Source organism: Neorhizobium descurainiae (assembly GCF_051400715.1).
Classification (GTDB): Bacteria; Pseudomonadota; Alphaproteobacteria; order Rhizobiales; family Rhizobiaceae; genus Neorhizobium.
Map to the genome: position 1 here is coordinate 144,076 of NZ_JBLFFK010000001.1, position 24,974 is coordinate 169,049.

Genomic DNA, 24,974 nt, shown 5'->3' on the forward strand with positions numbered 1-24,974 from the left:
GCTCCTCCCAAGTTGGAACGATGAAGTTTCAGGCCGCCAGGCTGATGTTCTCTCCCGTCTGGCGGTCGAACAGGTGGCACCCCTTCGGGTCGGCGGTCAGCCAGACCCAGTCGTCGCGCAGCGCGCCGCGATCGTAGGACGCGGACGGCACGACGGCGATCAGGCGTTTCGGGCCGATGTCGACATAGAGGTAGACTTCGTGGCCCATGAATTCGATGTGATTGACCTTGCCCTTGAGCGTCCCCGGCGTTTCCGGCATGGCTATGCGCAGATGCTGGGGCCGGATGCCGAGCGTGACCTCGCCTCGTGAGCCGGCCGAGAGCCGCGGGGCGAAGTCTTCCCCGAGCGCAACCGTCTGGCCCGCGGCCCTGACGTTGCCGGCGCCTTCCATCTCTGCGTCCAGGAAATTCATCTCGGGACTGCCGATGAAGCCGGCGACGAAGGTGTTGGCGGGGCGATTGTAGAGCGTCACCGGATCGGCGACCTGCATGATGCGGCCGTCCTTCATGACGCAGATGCGGTCGCCCATGGTCATGGCTTCGGTCTGGTCGTGGGTGACGTAGATGACCGTCGCCTGCTGGCCTTCCGCCTTCAGCCGCTTGTGCAGGTCGGTGATGCGCACGCGCATCGAGGCCCGCAGCTTGGCGTCGAGGTTGGAGAGCGGCTCGTCGAACAGGAAGACCTGCGGTTTCTTGATGAGCGCGCGGCCGACCGCGACGCGCTGGGCCTGGCCGCCGGAAAGCTGTTTTGGAAGCCGGTCGAGGAGTGGGTCTATTTCCAGAAGACCGGAGACATGCCGGGTAGCCGTCTCGATCTCGTTGCTCGGCCGCCGTTTCAACCGCATGCTGAAAGAGAGGTTCTTGCGCACCTTCATATGCGGATAGAGCGCGTAGTTCTGGAAGACCATGGAGATGCCACGGTCGCCGGGCGTCTTGTCGTTGACCAGCTCGCCACCGATGCGGATCTCGCCGCCGGTCACCCGTTCGAGACCGGCGATCATCCTGAGCGTCGTCGATTTGGCGCAGCCGGAAGGGCCGACCAGCACCATGAACTCGCCGTCCTCGACATCGAGGTTGATGCCGTGCACCGCGCGGAACGAACCGTAATCCTTTTCGAGGTTTCTCAGTTGCAGACGCGCCATTTCGATTATCCCTTGATGCCGCCGGACGAGATGCCGTCGATGAAGTATTTCTGAGCGAGGAAGAAGACCGCGAGCGCCGGCGTGAGTGCCAGCACCGACATGGCGAGCACGCGGTTCCATTCGAAGGCTTCCGTCGTGTCGATCGAGAGTTTCAGCGCCAGTGACACCGGGTATTTGTCGACCGAGGAGATGTAGATCAGCGGGCCCAGGAAGTCGTTCATCGTCCACATGAACTGGAAGAGGCAGACCGAGATCAGCGCCGGCATGAGCAGCGGCACGACGATGAAGATCAGCGTCTGCCAGGTGGTGGCGCCGTCGACGCGGGCGGCCTCCTCCATGTCGCGCGGGATGGCGCGCAGGAACTGCACCAGCATGAAGACGAAGAAGGCGTCTCCCGCAAAGGCCGAGGGCACCCAGAGCGGCAGGTAGCTGTCCAGCCAGCCGAGGTCGCGGAAGAGCAGGTATTGCGGAATACGGGTGACCACGTTCGGCAAGAGCAGCGTCGCGATCAGCGAGGCGAAAAGCAGCTTCTTGAACGGGAAGTCGAAGCGGGCGAAGCCGTAGGCGACCGCGGTGCAGGAGATCGCCGTGCCGATCACCTTCGGGATGACGATCCAGAGCGTGTTCAGGAAGAAGGTGCCGAAGGAATAGGGCGTCGAGGTCTGCCACCCCCTGATATAGCCGTCGAGCGTCGGGTTCTCGGGCCAGAAACCGGGATTGGAGAAGATCTCGGAATTGGTCTTGAAGGACGCGCCGATCAGCCAGATCAGCGGATAGAGCATCAGGAGACCGACGCCCGCAAGCAGGATGTAGCGGAAGGCAACGCCGATGCGGTGGCGGCGCATTTCCCGGGCGCGGACGGTCTCGACGTCCTGGGCCGCGGAAGGGCTTTGCGAAAGAACGTGTTCGGCCATCGGTCAGCTCCTCTTGTCGCCGGCGTAGTAGACCCAGTGGCGCGAGGACCAGAAGGCGATGAGGGTGAGCGCCATGATGATGACGAAGAGGACCCAGGCGATCGCCGAGGCATAACCCATGTCGAAGCGCTTGAAGGCCTCGTCATAGATGTAGATCGGCAGGAGATAGGTGGATTTCAGAGGCCCCCCTTGCGTGATGATGTAGGGGCCGTTGAACTCCTGGAAGGCCTGGACCATCTGCATGATCAGGTTGAAGAAGATCACCGGGGTGATGAGCGGCAGCGTGATGTAGACGAAACTCGTCCACTTTCCTGCGCCGTCGATTGCGGCGGCCTCGTAGAGCGTCCTGTCGATGCTCTGCAGAGCGGCGAGGAAGATCACCATGGCCGACCCGAACTGCCAAAGCCTCAGCAGCGTGATGGTGAACAGCGCGTTGGTCGGATCGCCGAACCAGTTGACGGGTTCCAGGCCGACGAGCTGCAGGCCCATGTTGACGAGACCGACATCTGCGAAGATGTAGCGCCAGAGCACCGCGATCGCGATCGAGCCGCCGAGGATCGAGGGCACGTAATAGGCGGTGCGGAAGACGTTGATGAATTTCAGCTTGTAATTCAGGATCACCGCCATGAAGAGCGCGAAGGCAAGCTTCAGGGGCACGGTCGTGAAGACGTAGACGAGCGTCACCCAGAGCGACTTGCGGAAGGTACGGTCGTTGGTGAAGAGTTTGATGTAGTTCGCCAGGCCGGTGAAGATCGGCTCGTTCATCAGGTTGTAGTTCGTGAAGCTCAGGTAGAGCGAAGCGACGAAAGGCAAGGTCGTGAAGACCAGCAGCCCGATGATATAGGGCGACAGGTAGAAAAGCCCCAGGAACCGGTTGTCTCCGCTCATGCCGCTTTCCCCGCTTTCGCCAGGGCTTCCGGCAGCCGGTGCATCGTCGCGGCAACCATCTCGCGGAACATGGCGGCAGCGCGATCGGGGGAGAGTGCGGCAACGAGCGGATCGGACAGGAACAACGGCAGAAGGGCACCGCCGTCATGGGCGAGAACCGCCTCCACCAGCGCCGTCTGCCGTTCGGCATGCGGCCGGACGATCACTTCCAGCGCCACCGGCAGGCGTCCTGCCTGGATCGGCTGGACGCCGAGGCCGCTGAAGCGTGCATTCGTCTCGACGATCGCGCCAAGCGGCAGGCCCTGCATCTGGCCCAGGTTCGGCAGGTTGACGTTGCTGACGTGCTCCGGGCCGCCGGTCAGCGCCTTGATCTGCTCGACGATCGCCTCGTCGGAGGGGGCCGGCGGAGGGAGGGGTGCACCGGCATCCAGCGCGGCTGCAGCGGCCTGCTTTTCGGTACGTTCACGAATGCGGTAGTCGACTGGGGTCAGGCCGAACTTCCACCTTTCGTTTTCGTCCAGGTACCAGGACTGCGGCACGAATTCCGCCAGATGCCGGTCACCCGCGGCGCCTGCGATGCCGAAGCGGCAGGCGAGATCGAACTTCACGCGGTTCATGTCCTCGAAATAGCCGGCATGCTCGTCCGCAGGGTCGATCGGGCTTTCGCGCCACCCGGCGGCATGGTGTTCCTTCGCAAAGGCCATGTAATCGGCCATCATGTCCATGCCCCCGACGGAGGCGGCGTCGACGAAGGTGAAATGGTTGATGCCGAGGACGTTCACCTTGGCGTCCCGATATCCGAACGCGACCTCGCCCTTGCGGCGATTGGCGAGGAAGGCCATCAGCTTGCGGACCTTGATGACCTCGTGGCACGAGCCCCAGGCGCGGATTTCCGGAAAGACCCTGTAGAGGGTTCCGGTCAGCACCGACATCGGATTGGTCAGATTGCAGACATAGGCCTTCGGGCAGAACTCGCCGATCGCCGCCGCGATCCCGGCAAGCTGCGGAATGGCGCGCAGCGCACGGACGAAACCGCCAGGCCCCACCGTATCGCCGACCGATTGGCGGATGCCGTAACGCTCGGGAATGGCGATATCATGCGCCATGTCGTCGAAGCTTCCGGGCAGGATGGAGATAATGACGAAATCTGCATCCGTGAGCGCCGATTTCAGCGAAGGTTCCGCGGTATATCGCAGGCGTTCCGTCTGGCCGGCCCGGTCGGCATAGCGCATCCCGATACGGGCATTGCGCTCGGCGGCGGCCTGGTCGAGGTCGTAGAGTCGGACATGTGCCGCGACCGTTCCGTCATAAGCAAGGTCGCCCATGAATTTCGTCGCCCAGTTGAGCGAGCCGCCTCCGATATAGGCGATATTGTACGAAGAGCCATTTCCTTTATTGTGCATCGCAATGTCTGGCGTTTCGACATGCGGGCCGGCCTTCCGCGGCCGATACCCCGCAAATAATCCGCCAATTCCTCCCATTGATATCTCAGATCTGTTGAGGTCCAAGCTCCCGCGTTGATATTCTCATGTTGCATGGTAGATCAAATCGACAAATTCGGGGAAAAGGATGGACAAAATCGAAGGTAGCTTTCTGGCCGGGATTCCCATGGGCGCGCTGGCGCTGACGCTGACGCGCTCAACCATAAGGATGCAGCATTCCCACACCTGGAGCGTCGACAAATCGAACAGCGTGCACGATCTCATCATCTGCCTGACGGGATCGGCGAATTACGAGGTAGAGGGCGAAATCATAGAGATAAAGCCGGGGCGGGCTATGCTCCTGCCGGCCGGAGTGCGCTTCACCGGTTACTCGACCTCCCGTGAGCCCTACACGGGGATCGCACAGCATTTCACGCTCGACCTATTCGGCCGGCTGGACATGATCTCCCAGATGCACCTGAAGCGATCCGTCACGCTTGCCCGCTGGGAGATGATGGAGCCGCTCACCCGCTACTACCACGACAATTCGCCGCCCTATTCGCCGACGCTTCTGCAACACCACCTCTTCATGTTCCTGCTGATCGAGTTCCTCGAACAGGCGCATATCGGCTGGCGGGAGCAATCGGTCGGGAACGTCAACAATCCCGATGCGCTTTCGCTCTCCATCATGGTCGTGGCGAGCCAGATCGCCGCCGATCCGCTCAACGACTCCATCGTGGAGCGGGCCTTGAGTTCCGCGCCCTATAACTCCGACTATTTCAAGCGCGAGTTCCGCAAGCGCGTGGGCTGGACCCCCGACAAGTTCCAGGAGTTCAAGCGGATGGAACGGGCGATGGGTCTGATGGCCGGCGGCTGCAGCGTGAAACGGGCGGCGGAACTCTCGGGATATTCCGATGCCTATTATTTCTCGCGCATGTTCAAGCGCTATATCGGCATCAGCCCGCTCGGCTACCGGCAGGCGGAAAAACGCAACCGCGAGGGCGCATTTCCGCGAGGCGAGGAGGACGGGCAGCTCCTCTATCCGCTGACCCGTTAATGTGCGGGATCAAGCTAGGCGGCGGCGCTGCCGCCGAATTCATGTCAGCCTATGCAGGCAGACACGCCGGGCCGGCCGGCTCGAACGTCTTGTAGGTCAGGATGAACTCGCGGTGGCCGAGCCGCTCAGACTTGGTCGCCTGTCCGTTGGCGACCGAAAGGATCAGGTCGAAGATTTCGTCGCCGACGTCGGAGAGTTTCGCGCGGCCTTCGAGGATGCGGCCGGCATCCACATCCATGTCGCCGGATAGCCGGCGATAGGTCTCCGGATTGGCGCAGATCTTGATGACCGGCGCGATCGCCGATCCGGATACCGAGCCGCGGCCGGTGACGAACAGCGTGAGGTGACAGCCGGACGCGATCAGTTCGACGATCTCGGCATTGTCCGAGATATTGGGGAAGCCGAAGCGGACATCACCGTCAGGCACGACGTCCATGAGATAGAGCCCGCCCCTGGGCGGAATGTCGCCCGGCTTGATGAGGCCGGAAATCGGCGAGGAGCCCGACTTGGCGTAAGCGCCCATGGATTTCTCCTCGATGGTGGAAAGGCCGCCGTCGGCATTGCCGGGAGCGAAACTGCCATAGCCCAGCGTCGCATAATACCGGGCGGCCTTGGCCACCGAAGCACGCAGCTCGGCGCCGAGCTCCGGCGTCACGGCGCGGTTCGCCATGATTTCCTCGCAGCCGATCAGCTCGCCCGTCTCCTCGAAAATGCAGGCCGCGCCTGCTTCGACCAGCCGGTCGAAGGCGAGACCGGCGGCAGGGTTGCCGGTCATGCCGCTCGTGCCGTCGGAGCCGCCGCAGATCGTGCCGACGATCAGTTCGCTCGGGTCCATCGGTACCCTCGGGACCCGATCCAGCTCTTCGAGGCGTCGGATGATCCAATCGATGCCGTCGGAGATGGTGGAGAGGGTGCCGCCGTTTTCCTGGATCGTCAGCGTCGCGACGGGCCGGCCGCTCGCTTCCACGATACGCGAGAGCGAGAACTTGTTGAAGCTTTCGCATCCGAGCGACAGGAGCAGCACGGCGGCGACGTTCGGGTGCGTGCAGAGCCGTTCCATCATCCGCTGCGCATAAGGGTTCGGAAAGCAGCCGGGAAAACCGATCAGATGCACGTCCTTGCCGCGGAAATGGCTGACGATCTCGCGGCCGACATGATGGGCGCATTCCACCAGATAGGCGACGACCACGATATTGCGGATGCCCTTGCGGCCGTCCGGCCTCAGATAGCCGAGAATGGTGGGGTGCTCACCTGTCATGACGCGGCCTTTGCGATCACATGCGTCTTCGTGTAGTCGCTCTTCAGGTTGTGGATATGGACGTGCTCGCCGGGCTCGATCGCCCGCGTCGCCGAGCCGATCGGGACACCGTATTTGACGACCTTCTCGCCTGCTCCGATGGGACACCGCGCCAGCTTGTGGCCGAGTTCGACGGTCTTTTCGAGAACGTGCGGCCGGCCGCCGATGACAACAGTCTCGCCCTCTTCGATGCGCCGGCAGGCCACCAGCACATTGTCCCGTTCCGAAAGCAGAAGCAGGCGCGGGTCGTCCATCGTCCGCTCACATGACGCCGAAGGTCTGGAACGCTTCGCAGGCGCTCATGCCGTTGCGGATGGCAGTCGCGACCTTGTTCTCCGTGCTGACCTTTTCGAGCGCCCGCTCGATCGCTTCCTTTTCGGCCTCGCGCGGGATGACCAGCACGCCCTCGCGGTCGCCGAAGATCAGGTCGCCGGGCGTCACACGGACGCCGTCGATCTCGATCGGGCAGCCGTAGTCGATCACCTTGCCCCGCGGCCCCTGGTCCTGGGCATAGATGCCGCGCGAAAAGACGGAGAAGCCGAGCTTCTCGATTTCCCAGCTATCGCGCACATACCCGTTGAGGACGGCGCCGGCCGCCTTCAGCTTCTGGGCGCGGGTGGACATCAACCCGCCCCAGAGCGCGTAGCGGAAGGATGAGCCGCTGGCGATATAGACGTCGTTCTCCGTCAGGCTGTCCAGCGCTTCCATCATGATGCCGAAGGGCTTATTGGCGAGGGGGCCATGCGCCTCCGGCGAGCCGTCAGAGAACACGTCCGCCTCCAGCACCGGCATTGCCCGGCCGATGACCTTCATCCCGGGCTGCAGCGGCGCGATGCCGGCCGGCAGGAACTGGCGCCGATGTCCCATGACGTCGAGCACGTCGCCCACCACGGCGGTGAAAAGCTCCTTGCGGATGACCTCGAACATGGCCTTGTCGGTATCGGTCGTCATCTGGTTTTCCTCCTCGAATGTCTGGTGTCAGAAGCCGTGCAGCGCGCCGCCGTCGACCACCACGATGTGGCCCGTCACATAGGCTGCGGCGCGAGAGGCGAGATAGGTCATGGCCCAGCCGATATCGGCGCCTTCGCCGAACCGGCCCATCGGAATGCGGCTGTTGATCTTGCGCGCCCGTTCCGGATCGGCGGCGGTCGCCTGGCGGAGCAGGGCGGTATCGATCCAGCCCGGCGCCACGCCGTTGACGCGGACGCCGGAAGGCGCAAGTTCGGTCGCAAGCGCTCTCACCATGCCGACATAGGCGGATTTCGCCGCGGAATAGCCGATGACATTAGGAATGCCGAGGAACGAGCTCATCGAGGCGGTGAAGAGGATGCTGCCTTTCGCTTCGGTCACCTGCGGCAGGAAGGCGCGCGACAGGGCAAAGGCCCCGCCCACATGCACGTTCAGCACGGAATTGAACGCCTCCACGCTCATCTCGCCGAGCGGCTTCTTGACCGTGTTGCCGGCATTGTTGACGAGGATCGAGACCCGTCCGAACTTCTCTTCGATGTCGCGCGCGAAGTCTTCCGCACTAGCCGTGTCGGTCACGTCGAAGACATGGCTTCCTGCGGATGGGCCCAGCGCCTCGCAGGCTTTGGCGAGCTTTCCGGCATTGGTGCCGACGATCGTCACCCTGGCGCCCGCTTCCAGGAAACAGGTGGCGATCGCCAGCCCGAGGCCGCTGCCGCCGCCGGTGACCACGGCATGTTCGCCCTTCAGCCCGAAAATGTCCTGAAGGCTCATAGGTCCTCTCCCGCTTCGATCCGGACGACGATCTTGGTGAAGCCGCCGGGGTCCTTGTCCCAGGCCTCCATGGCCGCGCCGGCCTCTTCGATCGGTACGACGCGCGAGACGATGCGGTCGCCGGCATCCGGATGCTGCTTCAGGTAGGCGACGACATCATGGAAATCGGCGAGTTCCGAACCCCGCGACCCGCGGATATCCATCTCCTTCAAGAGGAAATACTTGGTGTCGTAGGCGATCGGGTTCTTGGCATAGCCGACATAGACGACCCGGCCGCAGGAGGCGACGAGATCGATCGCCTGCCGGAAGGTGACATCCGCGCCGACGGCCTCGATGACCACTTGCGGGCCATCGCCGCCGGTCATTTCGAGTACATGCGCCAGCACGTCCTCGCGTAACGCATCGATGGTCTCATCGGCGCCCAGCGCCTCGGCGACGGCGAGCTTGTCTGCGCTCAGATCGACGGCGATCACGCGGGCGCCGCGCCTGACGGCGCCGAGGAGAGCGCCAAGTCCGATCACGCCGCAGCCGAGAATGACGACAGTCTCGCCAGCCTGGAGTTCGGACCGGCGGACGGCATGGAAACCGACCGCGATCGGCTCGATCAGTGCGAGATCCCGCTGCCGCATGCCTTCGACGGGAATGACCTTGCCCGCCGGGACGACGACGGTGGAGGTCATGGCGCCTTCGCGCTGGACGCCCATCGTCTGGTTGTTCTTGCAGGCGTTCGGGCGGCCAAGCCGGCAGGCGTGGCATTTGCCGCAGTTGAAATAGGGCAGGATGGTCACCGGCTGGCCGATCGCCAGTCCGCTGACGCCGGCGCCAAGTGCTGCGACCGTTCCGGAGATCTCATGGCCGGGAACGCGCGGATAGGAGATCAGCGGATTGAGGCCGCGGAAAGAGGTGAGATCGGAACCGCAATAACCCACATATTCCATCCGGACCGCCACCTCACCCGGGCCGGGTTTCGGTTCGGGCAATTCGATCAGCGAAATCTTGCCGGGTTCGTCGAGGCAAACGGCTTTCATCATGGCGTCAGACCTCGGCGATCGTGCTGTTGTCGATGACGTCCCAGTCGATCTCCACCCCGAGACCGGGACCGGTGGGCGGCGTCGCGTAACCGTCCTTGATCGGCAGCGGCTGCTTGAGGCCGAAGGCGAAGTTCTCGATCGGGTAGAGCAGTTCGAAGAAGTCGCAGTTCTTGATCGCCGCGGCGCAGTGCAGGTTGACGATCTCCATCGGGTGGAAGATCGCGGTATGGATTTCGCAGTTGACGCCGAAGGCCTCGGCGAGGCGCGCAGTCTTCATCACACCCGTGACGCCGCCCGTCCATGAAACGTCGGCGCGGACGCGGTCGACAACGCGGGTCGAGATGCATTCGGCGATGCTGTAGGGGTGCTTTGCGAGGACTTCGGTTCCGACCAGCGGGATTTCCAGCGTGCGGGCAAGCTCCCGCAGCGAATGGACGTCCTCGTCGTAAAGGGGCTCTTCGAGCCAATAGAAGCCGAGACGCTCCAGCTCGCGGCCGAAGCGGATCGACTGTTCGAGGTTGAACATCGAGACGGGGTCGGACATCAGCGTGAAATCGGGACCGACTGCGGCGCGGACCTGGCGATGCACGTCGATATCGTAGTCCAGATCGAGGCCGGGGGTATGAAGCTTGTAGGCCTTCAAGCCTTCCGCCTTGGCGCGCAACACCTCGTCCACATAGTCCTGCGGGCCGGTGAGGATCATCGAACTGCCATAGACCGGCACGCTTTCGCGGAAGGCGCCAAGGTATTTGTAGAGGGGCTGGCCGGCGGCGGCGGCAGAGAGCAGCCAGAGGCAGGTATCGAACGGTCCATAGGCATAGATCGGCAGATGTCCCCACCAGCGGTCGGCGACGCGAAAATCGTGCCAGGCTTTCTCCCGGTCCAGCGGATTGCGGCCGATGAAGAAAGGGCGGAGCGTATCGGCGATCAGCCTGCCGGCGCCGGGGGCGGAGCGGCCGGCGAAGCCGAAGGCGGTCGCCTCAAGCCCGGTATCCGTCACCATGGTGATGGCGAGAAACTCGAATTTCTGGAAATCCCTGGTTCGAAATGCGCTGGCGGCAAATTCGCCTGGTTTGCGCTGGCAGCAGCGCACCTTCACGTCCGTAATCTTCATGGAAAAGCCTTTAAAACCGATCGTAGCGGCATGGTGGGATCCGGAAGAGGCTTCCGGATCCCATGTCGTTCTCAGAAGCGCGGCAGGTCGACTTCCACGCCCATCCATTTCTTCTGCAGCGCCTGCAGTTCGCCCGTCGACTGCAGCATGAAAAGCTCGGTATTCAGCCAGTGCAGGAAGTCCGGATCGTTGCGGCGCAGGCCGATGGCCATCGGGGCCGAGGCCACGACGAACTGTTTCTGGAGTTGGGAATTGCGTTCCTCGACGGCCTTGGCGAGCGCTCCGCTCGTGACGATGCCCTCCACCTGGCCGGCGAAAAGGGCCTGCGACGTGGAAGCGTCGTCGTCGTAGCGCTGGAGCTGCACGCCCTCGATGGCTTTCTTCGTCATGACGATGTCGTTCGTGCTGGCGCGCGTCACGCCGATTTTCCTGCCCGCCAGATCCTCCACCTTGGCAATAGGCTTGTCGGCCGGGCCGACATAGACCTGCTGGTCGACATAGTAGGTATTGGTGAAGGCGATCGCCTTGGCGCGTTCGGCGGTGATCGAGAACGAATAGATCACGATGTCCAGCTTGCCCGACGTCAGGTTCGGGATGCGGTTGGCGGCGGTGGTATCGACCAGGTTGACCTTGACGCCGAGATCGCGGGCAATCAGCTTGGCCACGGATACGTCATAGCCGTCGGGCTGCATGTTGCTGTCCATCAGGCCGTAGGGCGGCGTTCCAAGGCCGACCCCGACATTGATGGTGCCGCGCTGGATGATGGCATCCAGCGTGCTTTCGGCTTTGGCGGGCAATACGGTCGCCAGCACGGCGGCAAGCCCGATGGCAAGTCTCTTCAATAGCATGGCACTTTCCTCCCTCGAGTGATGAGCTACGATTTCAATGGCCTGTCCGGTGTAGCCTCTGCTCCAGGCGCCGGCTGGAATAGGACAGCACGGAGCAGATGGCGAAATAGATGGCCGCGACGACGAGATAGACCTGCAGCGGCTGGAACGTCGCGCTGGAGACGATCTGGCCCGCCCGCGTCAGCTCCACGAAGCCGACGATCGAGGCTAGCGCGGTGTTCTTGACGACCTGGACGGTGAAGCCGATCGTCGGCGGAATGGCGACGCGAAGAGCCTGGGGCACGATGATATCCGTCATCGTGTGCCGCCAGCCGAGCGCGAGCACGAAGGCCGCTTCCCACTGCCCCTTGTTGATCGACTGGATCGATCCGCGCCAGATTTCTCCGAGAAACGCGCTGCTGTAGAGCGTGAAGCCGATGCCGGCCGCATAGATCGCCGGCAGATCGTAGCCGAGGCTGGCGACGCCGAAATAGGCGATGAACAGGATGACGAGCAGCGGCGTGCCCTGGATGACATAGATATAGGCCTGTGCGATCCAGCGCAGCCACGCAAAGCGCGACAGCCGCATGAGGGCGACGATCGACCCGCCGATAGCCCCGCCGACAAGCGCAATGACCGACAGGACGACCGTCCAGGTCGCGCATTGCAGAAGAAACCCGACGTGATGAATGTTGAAGGTCTGGAACATGGGCGTTCTCAACGGGCCGCGTAGCGGAAGGAGAAGAGGGCGCGGTCGATTGCCGCGAAAGCGCCTTTGAAGACGGCGGTCAGCGCGAGATAGATGGCCGCGACCACGAGATAGGCTTCCAGGCTCCGGAAGGTCAGCCCCTGCACGTCGTTGGCCACACCGGTCAGTTCGGGCACCGAGATGACCGAGACGACGCTTGAAGCCAGCATGATCAGCACGAACTGGCTGGTCAGCGCCGGGAAGATGGCGGAGATCGCCGGCAGCAGGACGACGTAGCGGAAGGTCAGGTAGGGCGACATGCCGAGCGTGCGTGCGGCCTCCCGCTGGCCCTTGCCGATCGTCAGGATGCCGGCGCGGACGATTTCGGTGATGTAGGCGCCGGCATAGAGGGTCAGCGACAGGACGGCCGCCGTCATTTCCGAAATCCGGATGCCGACCGAGGGCAGGCCGAAATAGACGATGTAGATTTGAACGAGGAACGGGGTGTTGCGGATGATTTCCACATAGGCCGCGGCGATCGACGAGATCACCTTCGATCCGGAGAGGCGCATCAGGGCGCCGATCACGCCGACGCACATGCCGAGCACCAGGGCGGCGACCGAAAGCGCCAGGGTCAGCACGACGCCATGGACGAAGAGGTCGCTGCGCGCGAACGTGCCGGAAAAATCTAGGTACCCCATACTCGTTCCCCGGATTAAAGGAGATTCGGTTCCATCGTCTGCGCCAGGACCTTGACCTGTCGCAGCGTGTTCTGGCGGCTTCTCTCGAGATGCCGCTGCAGCGCTTCGATGATCTGGCTTTTCTTGCCGGCAACGATCGCGTCGAGAATGTCCTGATGTTCCTCGACCGAACGGCTGTAGTCACCCGGAATGGACACGAAAACCGTATGCGTCTGGCCGACGATGCGGGCATGCGCATCCGAGATCATCGGTATCCTGGCTGCGCCGACGAGGGCGCTGTGAAAGGCCCTGTCGTGGGAAAGCGCCTTGGCAAGGTCGTCGAGCGATGTTCCCTTCGCATAGCGTCGATGGCTTTCCAGGCTTTCCGCCAGTTTCGCTTGCAAAGCCTCGTCTATCCGACCGGCGTCGAAGGCTGCCTCCACGGCGCCTTTTTCGATCAGCATCCGCGCCGCGTAGAGCTCCTCGACGTCTTCTTCGTTGAAGCTGCGGACCACCATGCCGCGCCTTGAGGAATTGATGAGAAGCCCATCCGCCTCCAGACGCAGGCAGGCCTCCTTCACCGGTGTGGGGCTGATGCCCAGGTCCGCCGCAAGTTCGTTCGGCAACAGCCGCTGCCCGCCCGCCAGCCTGCCGCTGACGATCCGGGAGCGCAGCTCCTGATAGGCCTGCTCGGCCAAGGTCATCTTGATCATGTTCATGCGCCAAACATTGTCCACCTTCCCGCTCGGCGCAAGAAAAAAATTAAAAATGAAAAATTTTTTATTTTCCGTTTTCGATCTTTCACGTTACAAGCCATGCCAGACGAATGAGGAGGAGTTCATGAGCTTGAACGGCAGCGCCTTCGTGAAATTGCGGGGCGGAGTGAAGATGTTCGGCGCCTTTCAGGCGCTCGACCATGTGAACCTGGACGTCGCAAAGGGCGAGAAAATCGTGATCTGCGGTCCGTCCGGCTCCGGCAAATCGACGCTGATCCGCTGCATCAACGGGCTGGAAGAGTTGCAGAAAGGCTCGGTGGAAATCGACGGCAAGCCGTTGATCGACAAATCTCGCGGCCGGATGGCTCCGCGCCGCGACATCGGCATGGTGTTCCAGCAGTTCAACCTGTTCCCGCATCTCAAGGTGATCGAGAACTGCACCCTGGCCCCGATCCGCGTGCTCGGGAAATCGAAGCGCGAAGCCTTGGAAAATGCCATGGAAATGCTGCGCAAGGTGCGGATTGCCGACCAGGCGGACAAATACCCGTCGCAGCTTTCGGGCGGTCAGCAGCAGCGCGTGGCGATCGCGCGGGCCTTGTGCATGCAGCCCAAGATCATGCTTTTCGACGAGCCGACATCGGCGCTGGACCCGGAAATGGTCAAGGAGGTGCTGGACACGATGGTGTCCCTTGCATCCGAAGGCATGACGATGATCTGCGTGACCCACGAGATGGGCTTTGCCAGCCAGGTGGCGGATCGCATCGTGTTCATGGACCAGGGGCGGATCGTCGAGGAGGCCACGCCGAAGGAGTTCTTCGCCGCGCCAAAGCACCAGCGCTCCCGCGAGTTCCTTTCGCAACTCCTCCACTGACGAAATTGAGACCATCCCGAGGTTCGCCCATGAAAATTGCAGCCGTCCATCCGTTCATCCTCCATCTTCCTCTGACCTCGGATTCCATCTCCGACTCAACCCACAGCATCACCCATTGGGGCGTCGTCGGGGCAAGGATCGTCACCACGGACGGGCTCGAAGGCTACGGCTTCACCGGCACCCATGCGCATCTTGCCTCGGACCGGCTGATCACCTCCTGCATCAGTGATTGCTACGGGCCGCTGCTGATCGGGGAAGACGCGTCCGACCACCAGCGCCTCTGGACGAAGCTCGCGCGCTATCCTTCGCTGCAATGGGTCGGCCGGGCCGGCATCACGCATCTGGCGCTCGCGGCGATCGACGTCGCCCTGTGGGACCTGAAGGCGAAGAAGGCCGGCGTCCCGCTCTGGAGCTATCTCGGTGGTGCGCGCACGGAGGCGCTGGAGGCCTACAACACGGATATAGGCTGGATTTCTTTCGATCTGGAAACGCTCTTGCGCGGATCGGCGAAAGCCGTCGAGGAAGAGGGCTTTACCCGTATCAAGATCAAGGTCGGCCATGACGATCCGAACACCGACGTCGAACGGCTGGCGGCGGTGCGCAAGCGCGTCGGAGCGAAGGTCCGCATCGCCATCGACGGCAACGGAAAATGGGACCTGCCGACCTGCCAGCGTTTTTGCGCGCTGGCGCGCGATCTCGACATCTACTGGTTCGAGGAACCCCTCTGGTATGACGACGTCGCCAGCCATGCGACGCTTGCCCGCAATACGTCGATACCGATCGCGCTCGGCGAACAGCTCTACACGGTCGATGCCTTCCGATCCTTCGTGGATGCGGGTGCGGTGGCCTACGTGCAACCGGATGTCACGCGGCTCGGAGGGATCACCGAATATATCCAGGTGGCGGACCTCGCGCTTGCGCACCGGCTTCCCGTCGTTCCGCATGCCGGCGAAATGAGCCAGGTGCATGTGCATCTCAGCTACTGGCATCCCGCCTCGACGATTCTGGAATACATCCCCTGGATCAAGGATCATTTCGAGGAACCGATCAGCGTCCGGAACGGGGTGTATCGGCGTCCCGAACAACCCGGAGCGGGCACGACCGTCCTTGCCGAGAGTTTCGCGCGATACGGCAAAAGTCTGAGCTGACCGGCCCGGCCAAGCGCAATCCAGCCGGGGTGAGTGCTGGACCCGCCACCGCGCTGAAAGCCCGCGGTCTGCGAAAATATACGGTGCTGTCGGCCCGGTTCCGAAAGGAGGATGACCCGTGTATCTTCCTTGTCGGCCGCGACCGCGAACATGCTCCCGCGCCAAAACTTTCACCGGTTGCGAAACCTTCTGCTTTCGATCTTGTTCGGTTGTTGGTTCACAATGCGAAGGAGCGGGAGGCCTGGTCGAAGCCACGCTCCACGTCAGGAGACAAAGATGACCGAGGCACGGAGACTGGCGGAGGAATATCTGCGGCTCGGCGGTCGCCGAAAGTCCAAGATCGACGACAATATCGTCAACACCCGGCTGTGGGAGGACGAGCCTCCCGAGGCGGATAAGTTCTGGACCGAACATATCCAGCCCCTTGGTGAAGAGCGCCGGAGGCAGGTGGAGATTTTCCTTCCGAGCATCTGACGCACCCGTTCACGGTTGCGGACGCGAATTCGGAGTGCAGCATGAGCAAGCGCAATATCATCATCCTGGGCGCCGTCGTGATCGTGGCGCTCATCGCCATATTCGGATCCAGACCATTCCAGGCATCAGTGAACGAGGAGGCCGGAACGGCGTCTCCTCATGCCATCGACCAATGATGGACGCGGTGAGGCTATCCTCGAGCTGATTCGCGTCGGAGGGACCCGCTTGAACGCGCCGGCGAATACCGGGTCGTCGTAAGATGCCGATTTTCCGATCACATTTTCGTGTTCCCCGTGGCAGAGAAGCCCGGTCACTGCTTTCACATCGCGATCAATATCGGGAACGTTTTTCTTACTCAACCCTAAGATGTTCATTGCTTGTATTTTGGTAAAATAATTTAGGTGTACATAATATTTTACAAAGGCGTCCAAATAGGCAATTCTACTCATCCTTGCGAGATTCCTGCGCAGTAAACCCATAAAAATCCATGGAAATTTCCCCAAATTAACCTCGCGTATACTGATCTGACAAAGGCGGCCTTCAATTCTCTAGTTAGCGCCCTAACCTTCACGGTGTTCGCGAGAATGCGGCAGGCTCGGCTCAGGGTTGCGCTTCGGTTGCTGCTGTGGCGTACTCGGCGGGTCGGGGGGATGGCTTGAACAGAGCATTTCACATTTATCGACGGGGGGACGATGAACAATCGTGCTGATTTGAGGGTGTTGAGACGGTTCCTGCTTTCCGGAACCGGACTGGTTTCAGGCGTTATCCTTTTCTCTACCGATCCCGCCCACGCATGCTCCTTCGCACCACCCACCGGAAACGACAATTACATTTGCGACAGCGGTACGTCGATCGGCGGCCTGACTGACACGGGGGGCAACAACACGCTCCTTCTGCCGCCGTCGGGCACGGGTACGATCGCAGGCAACGTCGTGTTCGGCGCTGGCGCCGACACGATCGAAATTCACTCCGGCACGATCGGCGGCGCGGTCAACCAGGGCGACGGCGCCGACACCTTCATCATCTCCGGAGGAAACGTGACCGGCAATGTCCAGCAGGGCAGCGGCGCCGACGACTTTCAGATGAGCGGCGGCGAGATATTCTCGCTTAGCCAGGGCGATAATCTCGACACCTTCCGCATGACCGGTGGCCGCATCGTCGATTCCTTCGAAGACGGCGACTACGCCGAGATGACCGGCGGCCGCATCGGCCGCGTCAACATGAAGCTCGACGACAACACCTTCGACATGTCGGGCGGCATCATCGACAAGAACCTGGTGACCGGCTTCGGCAACGACACGATCATTCTTTCCGGCGGCACGATCGGCGGCAACATCAGCGTCAGCGGCGGCACGGACAGCGTGACCGTAACCGGCGGCACGATCGGCGGCGAGGTGCGGCTGAGCGTCGGCTCCGACGCCTTTACCTGGAATGGCGGCGGCATCATCTACGGCCTGGTCGATCTCGGCGGCGACAACGACACCGCATCCCTCAGCAACCTGACCGATGCCAATATCGGGGCCACGCCGCAGATCACCGGCGGGCTCGGCACGGATGCCATCACCTTCGACAATGTGAAGACCGGCGACGTCGCCCGTTTCGACAGCTGGGAAACGATCGGTCTCACCAACGACACCCAGCTCGTCTTCGACGAGACCCTGACGCTCGGCGACAGCGGAACCGGGACGGGATCGCTCACCGTCGATGCGGCCAGCACCATCTATGGCGGCGGGGCCAATGGCGGCATCGCCGCCTTTACGGCCGGGCAGGTGGTGGAGGTCGTCAACGCGGGGCGCCTGGATCTGACCAATGGCGGCGACGGTGCGACCGACACGTTCACCATCGGCGGCAATTACATCGGCAATGACGGGCAGATGTTCCTCAACACCGTGCTCGGCGACGATTCCTCCGCATCCGACAGGCTGATCGTGGAGGGCGATGCGTCCGGCACCACGGGTCTCAACATCCTCAATGCCGGCGGTGCCGGCGATGCCACCACGCAGGACGGCATCATGGTGGTGGACGTCGGCGGCACGAGCGCCGATGGAGCCTTCGCCCTCAACGGACGTGTCGCAGCCGGCGCCTACGAATACTATCTGTTCAAGGGCGGCGTTTCCGCGAGCACGGAAGAGAACTGGTATCTCCGCTCGACGCTCGTGACACCGCCGGCAGCGCCGCCGCCGGAGCCGGCGCCGGCCCCCGACCCGGTGTCTCCGCCGGCGGAGGAGCCCGCTCCGGAAGAACCCGAAGTGGTCCCGCCGCCGCCGCCGTCGGAGCTTCCCGCGGTCGATCCGCCGACGGAAGGCGATCCCGTGACGGAACCGGTGGACCCTACGCCCCCGGTCGATCCAGCCGATCCCGAGCCGGAACCACCGCCTCCGCCACCTCCAGCCGAACCGGCGGATCCTCCTCCTCCGCCGCCGGCACCGCCCACGGCACCGGCACCTGTGCCGGTGCCGGGCGGGACTGCGATACCGCCGACGCCCGGAGCGACGCCCGTCATCGCCGAGGTCGTGCCGCTTTATCGAATGGAGGTTCCGACCTATTCCGTCGTGCCGCCGGTCGCTCACCATCTGGCGCTCTCGACGCTTGGTACGTTCCACGAGCGCCGCGGCGAGCAAATCCTGCTTCAGGATGGCGGCTGGCTGCCCACCACGTGGGGGCGCGCCTTCGGGCAGAAAACAGAGCTGGAGTGGGACGGTACCGTTTCGCCGAGCTTCGACGGCAACCTCTTCGGCTTCCAGGCGGGCCAGGACCTGTTCGGCCGCGAAACCGATGGCGGGCATTTCGACCGGTTCGGCCTTTTCTTCGGCTACGCCAAGATAGATGGCGACGTGAAGGGGCAGGCGCTCGGCTGGAACGACCTTGCCGTGGGTGACGTCGACATCAGCGGCACGAGCTTCGGCGGATACTGGAGCCATATCGGGCCGCAGGGCTGGTATGTGGACGCCATTCTGATGGGTACCTGGTTCGATGGCAGCGCCTCGTCGAATGCCGGTCAATCGATCGGCATCGACGGAACCGGTCTGACGGCCTCGCTGGAAGGCGGTTATCCGATCGTTCTCGACGATCAGTGGAGCCTCGAACCCCAAGGCCAGATCATCTGGCAGCGCCTCTCGCTGGACGATTCCTCCGACCGTTTTTCCTCGGTCTCGTTCGACTCCGACAATGCCGTTACCGGCCGGTTCGGCTTGAGGCTGCAGGGTAAATACCAGACGGACTCGGGGCTCATCCAGCCCTATCTCAAGGCAAACCTCTGGCACAACTTTTCGTCCGACCAGACAGTCCGTTTCGATGGCGATCCGATCATCACCGAGATCGGCGGAACATCGCTCGAGCTCGGCGGCGGCGTCATCGCCAATTTGACGGAGAAGGTCAGCCTGTTCGCGACGGTGGACTACACGACCAATCTTGGAGGCGAGAAAACCCGCATCTGGGAAGGGAATATAGGCCTTAGCATCAAGTGGTAGTCCGCTGGCGGTCAGCGGACCGGTGGAAGTGGAGGAAATGATGGAAGCCATTCTCGCACAATTGATCGGCGGGGCTGTCGGCGGAGCGGCCGGTGGCAAGGTTCTCAAGGATTCCGATCTTGGAGGCATCGGCAATCTGCTTGCCGGCGCGGTCGGAGGGATCGGCGGAGGCCAGTTGCTGGGAGCCTTGCTTGGCGGAGCAACCGGCGACGCTACGGCCGCCACGGCCGGTCTCGATATCGCGGCTCTCGCAGGCCAGTTCGTGGGCGGCGGCGTCGCCGGCGCCATTGTCCAGATCGTCGTCGGACTTATCAAGAACAGGCTGGTGGCACGGCCTTAACCCCCCGGCACATGCCAAAATCGGCAGAGGAGCTCGAACCGCACCCGGCATCCAGCTTTTTTCCGTAACCGACAAGGGCGTCGCATAGCCTGAAGAGCTTGTCGAGGCGGCGGGACATCCCGCCGATCGCTGAAAGACTATTGGTGATTTGCAGCATTTAGAGCGTCAACGCAAAGCGTAGCGGATCGAGGAAACGATGCGAACGAAAGTCATTACGGCGGCTCTTGCCCTTCTCCTGGGGATTTCTCTCCCCTCATTGGCGGAAGCGGCGAATGCCTATGCCACGGGCTCGGTGAACATGAGAACAGGCCCCGGAACGGAATATGCGCGGATAGGCACCATTCCGGCCGGCGCGACGGTTACAATCCGGGGATGCCTTACCGGCTATAGCTGGTGCGATGTCAGCTTCGCCGGCCGGCGGGGCTGGGCTTCCAGCAATTACCTGCAGGCGCTGTATCAAAACCGGCGCCGGCCGATCATCTATGTCGGCCCGATGATCGGTCTGCCGATCATATCGCGTCCGCGACCGCCCCATTGGCGCCCCGACCGTCCGCGACCGCCCCATTGGGGCCATCGTCCCAGACCTCCTCATCACGGGCGCCCGCCGAGACCTCAGCCGCGTTGAGTGGGCGCCATGAACTCCAATGGTTATCTGGCCACCGCGGCGAGGGCTCTCTCATTGTCCAACAAGGAGATTGCCCATCAGCTGGGACTATCCGTGGGGGCTTTGAGAGCCCTCGACGGCCCCGTGCCGCCGTCTTATCTGCGCCTGGCTCTGGCAGCTCTCGTGGCGGGGCTTGATCCCGATTCCATTCTGAAGCCCGGTCCTGTATCCGCCGCGTATCCCCCGAAAGGAAGAAGTGCCGTCGGGCAGGAGCGGTCGAGCGACCCGGATCGCGAACAATGATCCGCTTTTGGCTTGCGGCGGTCGTCGTTCCGCTTGCGCTGCTTGTCGGCCAGACGGCATCGCATGCGGAGAGCTGCGCTCCTTCGAGAAGTCAAGGCCGCCTGGTAAAAAGCGCCAATGATACCCAGACCGCCCAGCTTGCAAGGCAATTGTCGGCGATCAGGGCGATGGAGCGTAAGCGCGAATGTACCGAGGAGATGTCGAGGGGCGGCGGCCTGTTCAACGCCTGCCGCGACCTTGCCAATCAGCGGAAAAAGATCCAGTTCCAGATCGAGGAAGCACGCAGATCCGTGGGCGGCAAGGAGGCGGCCGGTCGGAAAACCGCTTCCGCAGCCTGCGGCGCCGCGGCCAAAAGCGTGGAACGAAAGCAACCCGCGCCGAAGAAATCCGGCTACGGCAACGCCATGCTTTATTGCGTCCGGCTTTCGGACGGCTATCTGTTTCCCGCGCCGAATTCGCAATTCGTGAACGCGGCTGCGGCAGATACCACCCTCAGGCAATGCCAGTACATCTGTGAGGACCAAGGTATCGAGGTCTATATTCGCCAGGACCCGACGCTCGAGACGGAGGAGATGGTTTCGGTCCGAAGCGGCACGAGCTATAGGGAACTCCGCACCGCCTTCCGGTATCGCGACGGCGGAAATTTTCGACGGTGCGACTGGGAGCGTTATGTAGACCGCATCCAGGAGGTTCAGCTCGCGCGGATGATGTCGGAACATCTGCCGCAAGGCATGGTGCCGATCCCCGGGCAGCGTCCGGAACCTGAGCAAGAAGAGATATCTGAGGAGGCGACGGCGAGCATCGGCGGCGGAGACAGACCTTTGACCGACAGGCCGGTCAGGGTTGTCGGGCCTCCTTTCCTGCCGGAGCTGTAGCGACTGCGCCGCGCCGTGTTTGGCGAGAGCCACCGTGCCGCAGGGGCCAGGCGGGGACGATGCCGGCGGGCGGGAAAGAAATCCTCCTTCCGTTTCAACGGGAGGATTGGAAAGATATCCCCGCTTCGTCCACGCCCGGTTTGTGAGGCCTATGCTGATCGCGTCATCGGGCAGGGAGCCGGGTCGCGAACCGGTCTACCCACGGGGAGCAATCCGGCGTCCGGTGATGGTCGTTGAGGCAGGGGACGCGCCGTCAGGGCGCCAACCGCCGGAAGGAAGGTTTCCTGGCGCGGAAACCCTGTCTTGCGGAAAAGCCGAAGCGATCGGGCAGGCGGACAAGCCTGACATCCATATCACCCGATACCCACTGCCTGCCCATCCCGATGGATCAGGCCGCGGCGGAGCCCTCTCCGCCGCGGGCATTCGTGCTGCTTGCCGGACGGTGCTCCGCGCCGGGCCCAGACTTGCCGGACCCAGACTTGCCGGACCCAGACTTGCCGTGCCCGCACCTTCGCAAGCCGCAGGGCCGAACGAGGCTGGGGGCGTTGCCTTATCGGCAACGAGAGATACGAAATATTGTTCTTTATTAGAACGCGGCATTGCGCCATCCTCCCCTTAATCCGGCAATCGAGACCGGGCGCAGCCAAGCCGGCACATCCGGTGTCGGAGCAAAACAGGGGAACAAGATGTCCAATTTCATGATGAACCGCCGGCGTTTCATGACCCAGACGGCCGCCCTTGGCGGCCTTGCGGCGGCCTCCAGTTTCGTCGGCATCAGGGCAGGTCTCGCCAAGGACGTGGCCAAGGTCAGGATGCAGCTCGGCTGGCTCGCCTCGAACGGCGTGCTGGGCGAAGTCGCCGCCGTGAAGAAAGGTTTCTTCGAGGAGGAAGGCGTCGAACTCGAAATCGTGCCCGGCGGGCCGAGCGTCGACGGCGTGGCGGGCGTCGCGTCGGGCCAGTCCGCGACCGGCCAGATCTCGTCGAGCCCTTCGGTCATGCTGGCGCGATCGGCGGGCATGCCCGTCAAGGCGTTCCTGTCGGGATACCAGAAGCATCCGTTCACCTATTTCTCGCTGAAGGACAAGCCGATCCGCGAGCCGAAGGACATGATCGGCAAGACGATCGCCACCCAGCCAACCGCCTTCATCCTGCTGCGCGCCCTGCTCGCCAGGAACGGCATCGCCGAGGACCAGGTGAAGATGGTCAACATGGGCTCTGACATGAACCAACTCCTCACCGGCCAGGCCGATGCGGTCACCGGCTGGCTCACCAACGTCAATGCGCTCGACGTGCTCGGCGACAACCGGGTCGACATGATGCTCTGGGACAGCGGCCTTCAGCTTTATGCCAACGTCTACTACACGACCGACCAGCAGATCGGCGAACATGCCGATGTCCTTCAGCGGTTTACGCGCGCCGCCGCCAAGGGCTGGGGGTATGTCCGCGACAACCAGCAGGAGGCCGTGGAATATCTCTGCGAGGCCTATCCGAACCTCGACAAGCCGAGCGAACTGAAGGCGGTCGGCCCTTGCGTCGATTTCTCCTTCGGCGACACCACCAAGGCTGCCGGCTGGGGTACGATGTCGCGCGAGAACTGGGAGGCCCAGATCAAGGCCTATGCCGATCTCGGCCAGTTCAAGGGCACCGTTCCGACGGTCGACGACGTCGTGGATTTCACGATCCTCGAAGCCACGTCCGACGTCCGCAAGCAGGTCGGGTGACCGTCATGCAGGGAGCGGTGAAGTTGAAGCCCAATGTTCCAGCGCCCCAACCGGCCGCCTCGGCGGTGTCGGTCCGGAACCTGCATGTCCGGTTCGGCGACAGGAACAACGAGATCACGGCGCTTTCCGATATTTCCGTCGATATCCCGGAAGGCGCCTTCGTGACCATGCTCGGGCCTTCCGGCTGCGGGAAATCGACCCTTCTCCGGTGCATCGCCGATCTCGTCCATATCAGCGAGGGCTCGATCTCGGTCTTCGGACGCAGTCCGCGGGAGGCGCGCGAGGGGCGGGATTTCGCCTTCGTCTTCCAGGATGCGACGCTGCTTCCCTGGCGGACCGTCCTCGACAATATCTGTCTGCCGCTGGAAGTCGGCAGGCGGTCCGAAACCGGCGACCATGCCGATCCGCATGCTCTCCTTGAAATGGTGGGCCTGAAGGGACGGGAGAAGGCGCTGCCGCACGAGCTTTCGGGAGGAATGCGCCAGCGCGTGGCGATCGCCCGCGCGCTCGTCACCCGGCCGCGCATCCTGCTGATGGACGAGCCTTTCGGAGCGCTCGACGAGATCACCCGCGACCGCCTGAACGAGGAACTGCTGCGCGTCTGGCAGGAGACGGGAACGACGATCCTGTTCGTCACCCATTCCATTCCCGAAGCGGCCTTCCTCGGCCAGAAGGTGCTGATGCTCCAGGCCCATCCCGGCCGCGTCAAGGAGTTCACCAAGGTCGATCTTCCGTTCCCGCGTTCGCTCTCCGTGCGCGACACGGTGGAATTCATCGGCGTCACCGCGCATTTGCGCGCCCGTCTGGAGGAATGCCTATGAGCCAAGTCGTTTCCTCCTCCAGAAAGGCCGAGGCCTTGCCGGATCGCAAGATCGCACTCCTCGATGCGACGGCCGGCGTTCTCGCGAGACACATGCCGGCGATCCTTGCCGCCACCGGCCTGGTGGTCCTGTGGCAGTTCGTGGTCTGGTTCTTCGCGATCCCGACCTTCATGGCGCCGAGCCCGGTCGATGTCTTCTTCGCCTTCCGCGACAATGCCGGAATGCTCTGGACCAACCTTCTGCCGACGGTGCTCGAAACCGTCCTCGGCTTCGTGTTCGGCAATCTCGTCGCCATCCTTCTCGCGATCTGGTTCGTGCACAGCGCGACGGCGGAAAAGGCCTTCTATCCGATCGCCGTCTTCATCAAGGCGATCCCGATCATCGCGCTTGCGCCGATCCTCGTCCTGATCTTCGGGAACGGACTGGCGCCGAAGATCATCATCGCCGGTCTGATCTGCTTCTTCCCGACGCTGGTCAACATGGTGCAGGGCCTGAAATCCGCGAGCCCGGCCATGCTCGACCTGATGCGGGTTCTTTCGGCCAGCAACACCGAGATCCTCTGGAAGGTCCGGCTGCCGAGTTCCATGCCGTTCCTCTTCGCGGCGTTGAAGATTGCCGCGACCAGCAGCGTCATGGGCGCCATCGTCGCCGAATGGATCGGTTCGAGCTTCGGTCTCGGCGCCCTCATCATCGAGGCCACCTACAATTTCCGCTCGCCGCTGCTCTACGCAACGGTCGTGGTCGCCGCAGCGCTTGCCGTCGTCCTCTTCTTCATCGTCTCGGTGGTCGAAGCGAAGATGGTCCGGTGGAAGCCGGCCGGCACGCACTGAGCC

26 protein-coding genes are annotated in these 24,974 nt (G+C 62.9%); 12 read left to right on the forward strand and 14 right to left on the reverse strand.

Annotated features, from left to right (window positions below; all coding sequences use genetic code 11):
• Positions 1–28 precede the first annotated feature (28 nt).
• The 4 genes from ACMGE0_RS00680 to ACMGE0_RS00695 all read right to left on the reverse strand — a co-directional run bounded on the left by ACMGE0_RS00680 (position 29) and on the right by ACMGE0_RS00695 (position 4,346).
• Positions 29–1,141: an ABC transporter ATP-binding protein gene (locus tag ACMGE0_RS00680; protein ID WP_436813937.1), complete on the reverse strand. Its 1,113-nt coding sequence runs from the start codon at positions 1,139–1,141 to the stop codon at positions 29–31.
• Positions 1,142–1,146: 5 nt separating this feature from the next.
• Positions 1,147–1,986 (reverse strand): carbohydrate ABC transporter permease, encoded by an 840-nt coding sequence (locus ACMGE0_RS00685; protein ID WP_436814490.1) that lies wholly within the window; start codon positions 1,984–1,986, stop codon positions 1,147–1,149.
• 72 nt (positions 1,987–2,058) lie between these two features.
• Positions 2,059–2,943 carry a carbohydrate ABC transporter permease gene (locus ACMGE0_RS00690; RefSeq protein WP_436813938.1) on the reverse strand — a complete coding sequence of 295 codons (885 nt, stop codon included), beginning with the start codon at positions 2,941–2,943 and terminating at the stop codon, positions 2,059–2,061.
• Positions 2,940–4,346: a family 4 glycosyl hydrolase gene (locus tag ACMGE0_RS00695; protein ID WP_436813939.1), complete on the reverse strand. Its 1,407-nt coding sequence runs from the start codon at positions 4,344–4,346 to the stop codon at positions 2,940–2,942. The genes ACMGE0_RS00690 and ACMGE0_RS00695 overlap by 4 nt, the downstream gene beginning before the upstream one ends.
• Positions 4,347–4,512: 166 nt before the next feature.
• On the opposite strand from ACMGE0_RS00695, the gene ACMGE0_RS00700 reads away from it, so the two are divergent.
• Positions 4,513–5,421: an AraC family transcriptional regulator gene (locus ACMGE0_RS00700; RefSeq protein WP_436813940.1), complete on the forward strand. Its 909-nt coding sequence runs from the start codon at positions 4,513–4,515 to the stop codon at positions 5,419–5,421.
• Positions 5,422–5,470: 49 nt separating this feature from the next.
• Here ACMGE0_RS00700 and ACMGE0_RS00705 read toward each other — a convergent pair whose 3' ends face one another.
• The 10 genes from ACMGE0_RS00705 to ACMGE0_RS00750 all read right to left on the reverse strand — a co-directional run bounded on the left by ACMGE0_RS00705 (position 5,471) and on the right by ACMGE0_RS00750 (position 13,517).
• A complete protein-coding gene (locus ACMGE0_RS00705) occupies positions 5,471–6,679 on the reverse strand; it encodes a UxaA family hydrolase (protein ID WP_436813941.1) in 1,209 nt (402 codons plus the stop codon).
• Complete coding sequence (locus ACMGE0_RS00710) at positions 6,676–6,972, reverse strand: UxaA family hydrolase (RefSeq protein WP_436813942.1); 297 nt, start codon at positions 6,970–6,972, stop codon at positions 6,676–6,678. Before ACMGE0_RS00710 ends, ACMGE0_RS00705 begins: the two co-directional genes overlap by 4 nt.
• Before the next feature lie 7 nt (positions 6,973–6,979).
• Positions 6,980–7,669, reverse strand: a complete 690-nt coding sequence (locus ACMGE0_RS00715; RefSeq protein ID WP_436813943.1) for an RraA family protein — start codon at positions 7,667–7,669, stop codon at positions 6,980–6,982.
• Positions 7,670–7,696: 27 nt separating this feature from the next.
• A complete protein-coding gene (locus tag ACMGE0_RS00720) occupies positions 7,697–8,458 on the reverse strand; it encodes an SDR family NAD(P)-dependent oxidoreductase (RefSeq protein WP_436813944.1) in 762 nt (253 codons plus the stop codon).
• Positions 8,455–9,489 carry a zinc-binding alcohol dehydrogenase family protein gene (locus ACMGE0_RS00725; RefSeq protein WP_436813945.1) on the reverse strand — a complete coding sequence of 345 codons (1,035 nt, stop codon included), beginning with the start codon at positions 9,487–9,489 and terminating at the stop codon, positions 8,455–8,457. Before ACMGE0_RS00725 ends, ACMGE0_RS00720 begins: the two co-directional genes overlap by 4 nt.
• A 4-nt stretch (positions 9,490–9,493) precedes the next feature.
• A complete protein-coding gene (locus ACMGE0_RS00730) occupies positions 9,494–10,603 on the reverse strand; it encodes an enolase C-terminal domain-like protein (RefSeq protein ID WP_436813946.1) in 1,110 nt (369 codons plus the stop codon).
• Positions 10,604–10,674: 71 nt separating this feature from the next.
• Positions 10,675–11,451, reverse strand: coding sequence for a transporter substrate-binding domain-containing protein (locus tag ACMGE0_RS00735; protein ID WP_436813947.1), 777 nt, complete (start codon positions 11,449–11,451; stop codon positions 10,675–10,677).
• A gap of 34 nt (positions 11,452–11,485) precedes the next feature.
• Complete coding sequence (locus ACMGE0_RS00740) at positions 11,486–12,139, reverse strand: amino acid ABC transporter permease (protein WP_436813948.1); 654 nt, start codon at positions 12,137–12,139, stop codon at positions 11,486–11,488.
• A gap of 8 nt (positions 12,140–12,147) precedes the next feature.
• The gene (locus ACMGE0_RS00745; protein ID WP_436813949.1) at positions 12,148–12,819 is read right to left on the reverse strand and encodes an amino acid ABC transporter permease; all 672 of its coding nucleotides are present in this window, start codon (positions 12,817–12,819) and stop codon (positions 12,148–12,150) included.
• A 14-nt stretch (positions 12,820–12,833) separates the two neighbouring features.
• On the reverse strand, positions 12,834–13,517 hold the full coding sequence (locus tag ACMGE0_RS00750; RefSeq protein ID WP_436813950.1) for a GntR family transcriptional regulator: 684 nt from the start codon (positions 13,515–13,517) through the stop codon (positions 12,834–12,836).
• Between the two features lie 121 nt (positions 13,518–13,638).
• Here ACMGE0_RS00750 and ACMGE0_RS00755 point away from each other — a divergent pair, with 121 nt between their 5' ends.
• The 11 genes from ACMGE0_RS00755 to ACMGE0_RS00805 all read left to right on the forward strand — a co-directional run bounded on the left by ACMGE0_RS00755 (position 13,639) and on the right by ACMGE0_RS00805 (position 24,971).
• Positions 13,639–14,385, forward strand: a complete 747-nt coding sequence (locus ACMGE0_RS00755) for an amino acid ABC transporter ATP-binding protein (protein ID WP_436813951.1) — start codon at positions 13,639–13,641, stop codon at positions 14,383–14,385.
• A gap of 29 nt (positions 14,386–14,414) precedes the next feature.
• Positions 14,415–15,533 (forward strand): mandelate racemase/muconate lactonizing enzyme family protein, encoded by a 1,119-nt coding sequence (locus ACMGE0_RS00760; RefSeq protein WP_436813952.1) that lies wholly within the window; start codon positions 14,415–14,417, stop codon positions 15,531–15,533.
• Positions 15,534–15,809: 276 nt separating this feature from the next.
• Positions 15,810–16,007, forward strand: a complete 198-nt coding sequence (locus ACMGE0_RS00765; protein ID WP_436813953.1) for a hypothetical protein — start codon at positions 15,810–15,812, stop codon at positions 16,005–16,007.
• Between the two features lie 41 nt (positions 16,008–16,048).
• Entirely contained in the window at positions 16,049–16,183 is a 135-nt protein-coding gene (locus ACMGE0_RS00770; RefSeq protein WP_436813954.1) for a hypothetical protein, read from the forward strand.
• A 516-nt stretch (positions 16,184–16,699) separates the two neighbouring features.
• On the forward strand, positions 16,700–19,477 hold the full coding sequence (locus tag ACMGE0_RS00775) for an autotransporter family protein (protein ID WP_436813955.1): 2,778 nt from the start codon (positions 16,700–16,702) through the stop codon (positions 19,475–19,477).
• 37 nt (positions 19,478–19,514) lie between these two features.
• Positions 19,515–19,817: a hypothetical protein gene (locus ACMGE0_RS00780; RefSeq protein ID WP_436813956.1), complete on the forward strand. Its 303-nt coding sequence runs from the start codon at positions 19,515–19,517 to the stop codon at positions 19,815–19,817.
• A gap of 196 nt (positions 19,818–20,013) precedes the next feature.
• Positions 20,014–20,442: an SH3 domain-containing protein gene (locus ACMGE0_RS00785; RefSeq protein ID WP_436813957.1), complete on the forward strand. Its 429-nt coding sequence runs from the start codon at positions 20,014–20,016 to the stop codon at positions 20,440–20,442.
• A gap of 278 nt (positions 20,443–20,720) precedes the next feature.
• On the forward strand, positions 20,721–21,599 hold the full coding sequence (locus tag ACMGE0_RS00790) for a DUF2865 domain-containing protein (RefSeq protein WP_436813958.1): 879 nt from the start codon (positions 20,721–20,723) through the stop codon (positions 21,597–21,599).
• Positions 21,600–22,285: 686 nt separating this feature from the next.
• Entirely contained in the window at positions 22,286–23,320 is a 1,035-nt protein-coding gene (locus tag ACMGE0_RS00795) for an ABC transporter substrate-binding protein (RefSeq protein ID WP_436813959.1), read from the forward strand.
• A 5-nt stretch (positions 23,321–23,325) separates the two neighbouring features.
• The gene (locus ACMGE0_RS00800; RefSeq protein WP_436814491.1) at positions 23,326–24,141 is read left to right on the forward strand and encodes an ABC transporter ATP-binding protein; all 816 of its coding nucleotides are present in this window, start codon (positions 23,326–23,328) and stop codon (positions 24,139–24,141) included.
• On the forward strand, positions 24,138–24,971 hold the full coding sequence (locus tag ACMGE0_RS00805) for an ABC transporter permease (RefSeq protein ID WP_436813960.1): 834 nt from the start codon (positions 24,138–24,140) through the stop codon (positions 24,969–24,971). The genes ACMGE0_RS00800 and ACMGE0_RS00805 overlap by 4 nt, the downstream gene beginning before the upstream one ends.
• The last annotated feature ends 3 nt before the right edge of the window (positions 24,972–24,974 follow it).

What these genes read in the sequence shown, in the direction of transcription:
- ACMGE0_RS00680 (WP_436813937.1), bottom strand. Translation starts at nt 1,141, where the DNA reads ATGGCGCGTCTGCAACTGAGAAACCTCGAAAAGGATTACGGTTCGTTC.
- ACMGE0_RS00735 (WP_436813947.1), bottom strand. Translation starts at nt 11,451, where the DNA reads ATGCTATTGAAGAGACTTGCCATCGGGCTTGCCGCCGTGCTGGCGACC.
- ACMGE0_RS00805 (WP_436813960.1), top strand. Translation starts at nt 24,138, where the DNA reads ATGAGCCAAGTCGTTTCCTCCTCCAGAAAGGCCGAGGCCTTGCCGGAT.
- ACMGE0_RS00785 (WP_436813957.1), top strand. Translation starts at nt 20,014, where the DNA reads ATGCGAACGAAAGTCATTACGGCGGCTCTTGCCCTTCTCCTGGGGATT.
- ACMGE0_RS00725 (WP_436813945.1), bottom strand. Translation starts at nt 9,489, where the DNA reads ATGATGAAAGCCGTTTGCCTCGACGAACCCGGCAAGATTTCGCTGATC.
- ACMGE0_RS00710 (WP_436813942.1), bottom strand. Translation starts at nt 6,972, where the DNA reads ATGGACGACCCGCGCCTGCTTCTGCTTTCGGAACGGGACAATGTGCTG.
- ACMGE0_RS00695 (WP_436813939.1), bottom strand. Translation starts at nt 4,346, where the DNA reads ATGCACAATAAAGGAAATGGCTCTTCGTACAATATCGCCTATATCGGA.
- ACMGE0_RS00685 (WP_436814490.1), bottom strand. Translation starts at nt 1,986, where the DNA reads ATGCGCCGCCACCGCATCGGCGTTGCCTTCCGCTACATCCTGCTTGCG.
- ACMGE0_RS00745 (WP_436813949.1), bottom strand. Translation starts at nt 12,819, where the DNA reads ATGGGGTACCTAGATTTTTCCGGCACGTTCGCGCGCAGCGACCTCTTC.
- ACMGE0_RS00790 (WP_436813958.1), top strand. Translation starts at nt 20,721, where the DNA reads ATGATCCGCTTTTGGCTTGCGGCGGTCGTCGTTCCGCTTGCGCTGCTT.
- ACMGE0_RS00715 (WP_436813943.1), bottom strand. Translation starts at nt 7,669, where the DNA reads ATGACGACCGATACCGACAAGGCCATGTTCGAGGTCATCCGCAAGGAG.
- ACMGE0_RS00705 (WP_436813941.1), bottom strand. Translation starts at nt 6,679, where the DNA reads ATGACAGGTGAGCACCCCACCATTCTCGGCTATCTGAGGCCGGACGGC.
- ACMGE0_RS00755 (WP_436813951.1), top strand. Translation starts at nt 13,639, where the DNA reads ATGAGCTTGAACGGCAGCGCCTTCGTGAAATTGCGGGGCGGAGTGAAG.
- ACMGE0_RS00720 (WP_436813944.1), bottom strand. Translation starts at nt 8,458, where the DNA reads ATGAGCCTTCAGGACATTTTCGGGCTGAAGGGCGAACATGCCGTGGTC.
- ACMGE0_RS00795 (WP_436813959.1), top strand. Translation starts at nt 22,286, where the DNA reads ATGTCCAATTTCATGATGAACCGCCGGCGTTTCATGACCCAGACGGCC.
- ACMGE0_RS00765 (WP_436813953.1), top strand. Translation starts at nt 15,810, where the DNA reads ATGACCGAGGCACGGAGACTGGCGGAGGAATATCTGCGGCTCGGCGGT.
- ACMGE0_RS00770 (WP_436813954.1), top strand. Translation starts at nt 16,049, where the DNA reads ATGAGCAAGCGCAATATCATCATCCTGGGCGCCGTCGTGATCGTGGCG.
- ACMGE0_RS00740 (WP_436813948.1), bottom strand. Translation starts at nt 12,139, where the DNA reads ATGTTCCAGACCTTCAACATTCATCACGTCGGGTTTCTTCTGCAATGC.
- ACMGE0_RS00775 (WP_436813955.1), top strand. Translation starts at nt 16,700, where the DNA reads ATGAACAATCGTGCTGATTTGAGGGTGTTGAGACGGTTCCTGCTTTCC.
- ACMGE0_RS00690 (WP_436813938.1), bottom strand. Translation starts at nt 2,943, where the DNA reads ATGAGCGGAGACAACCGGTTCCTGGGGCTTTTCTACCTGTCGCCCTAT.
- ACMGE0_RS00780 (WP_436813956.1), top strand. Translation starts at nt 19,515, where the DNA reads ATGATGGAAGCCATTCTCGCACAATTGATCGGCGGGGCTGTCGGCGGA.
- ACMGE0_RS00700 (WP_436813940.1), top strand. Translation starts at nt 4,513, where the DNA reads ATGGACAAAATCGAAGGTAGCTTTCTGGCCGGGATTCCCATGGGCGCG.
- ACMGE0_RS00800 (WP_436814491.1), top strand. Translation starts at nt 23,326, where the DNA reads ATGCAGGGAGCGGTGAAGTTGAAGCCCAATGTTCCAGCGCCCCAACCG.
- ACMGE0_RS00760 (WP_436813952.1), top strand. Translation starts at nt 14,415, where the DNA reads ATGAAAATTGCAGCCGTCCATCCGTTCATCCTCCATCTTCCTCTGACC.
- ACMGE0_RS00730 (WP_436813946.1), bottom strand. Translation starts at nt 10,603, where the DNA reads ATGAAGATTACGGACGTGAAGGTGCGCTGCTGCCAGCGCAAACCAGGC.
- ACMGE0_RS00750 (WP_436813950.1), bottom strand. Translation starts at nt 13,517, where the DNA reads ATGAACATGATCAAGATGACCTTGGCCGAGCAGGCCTATCAGGAGCTG.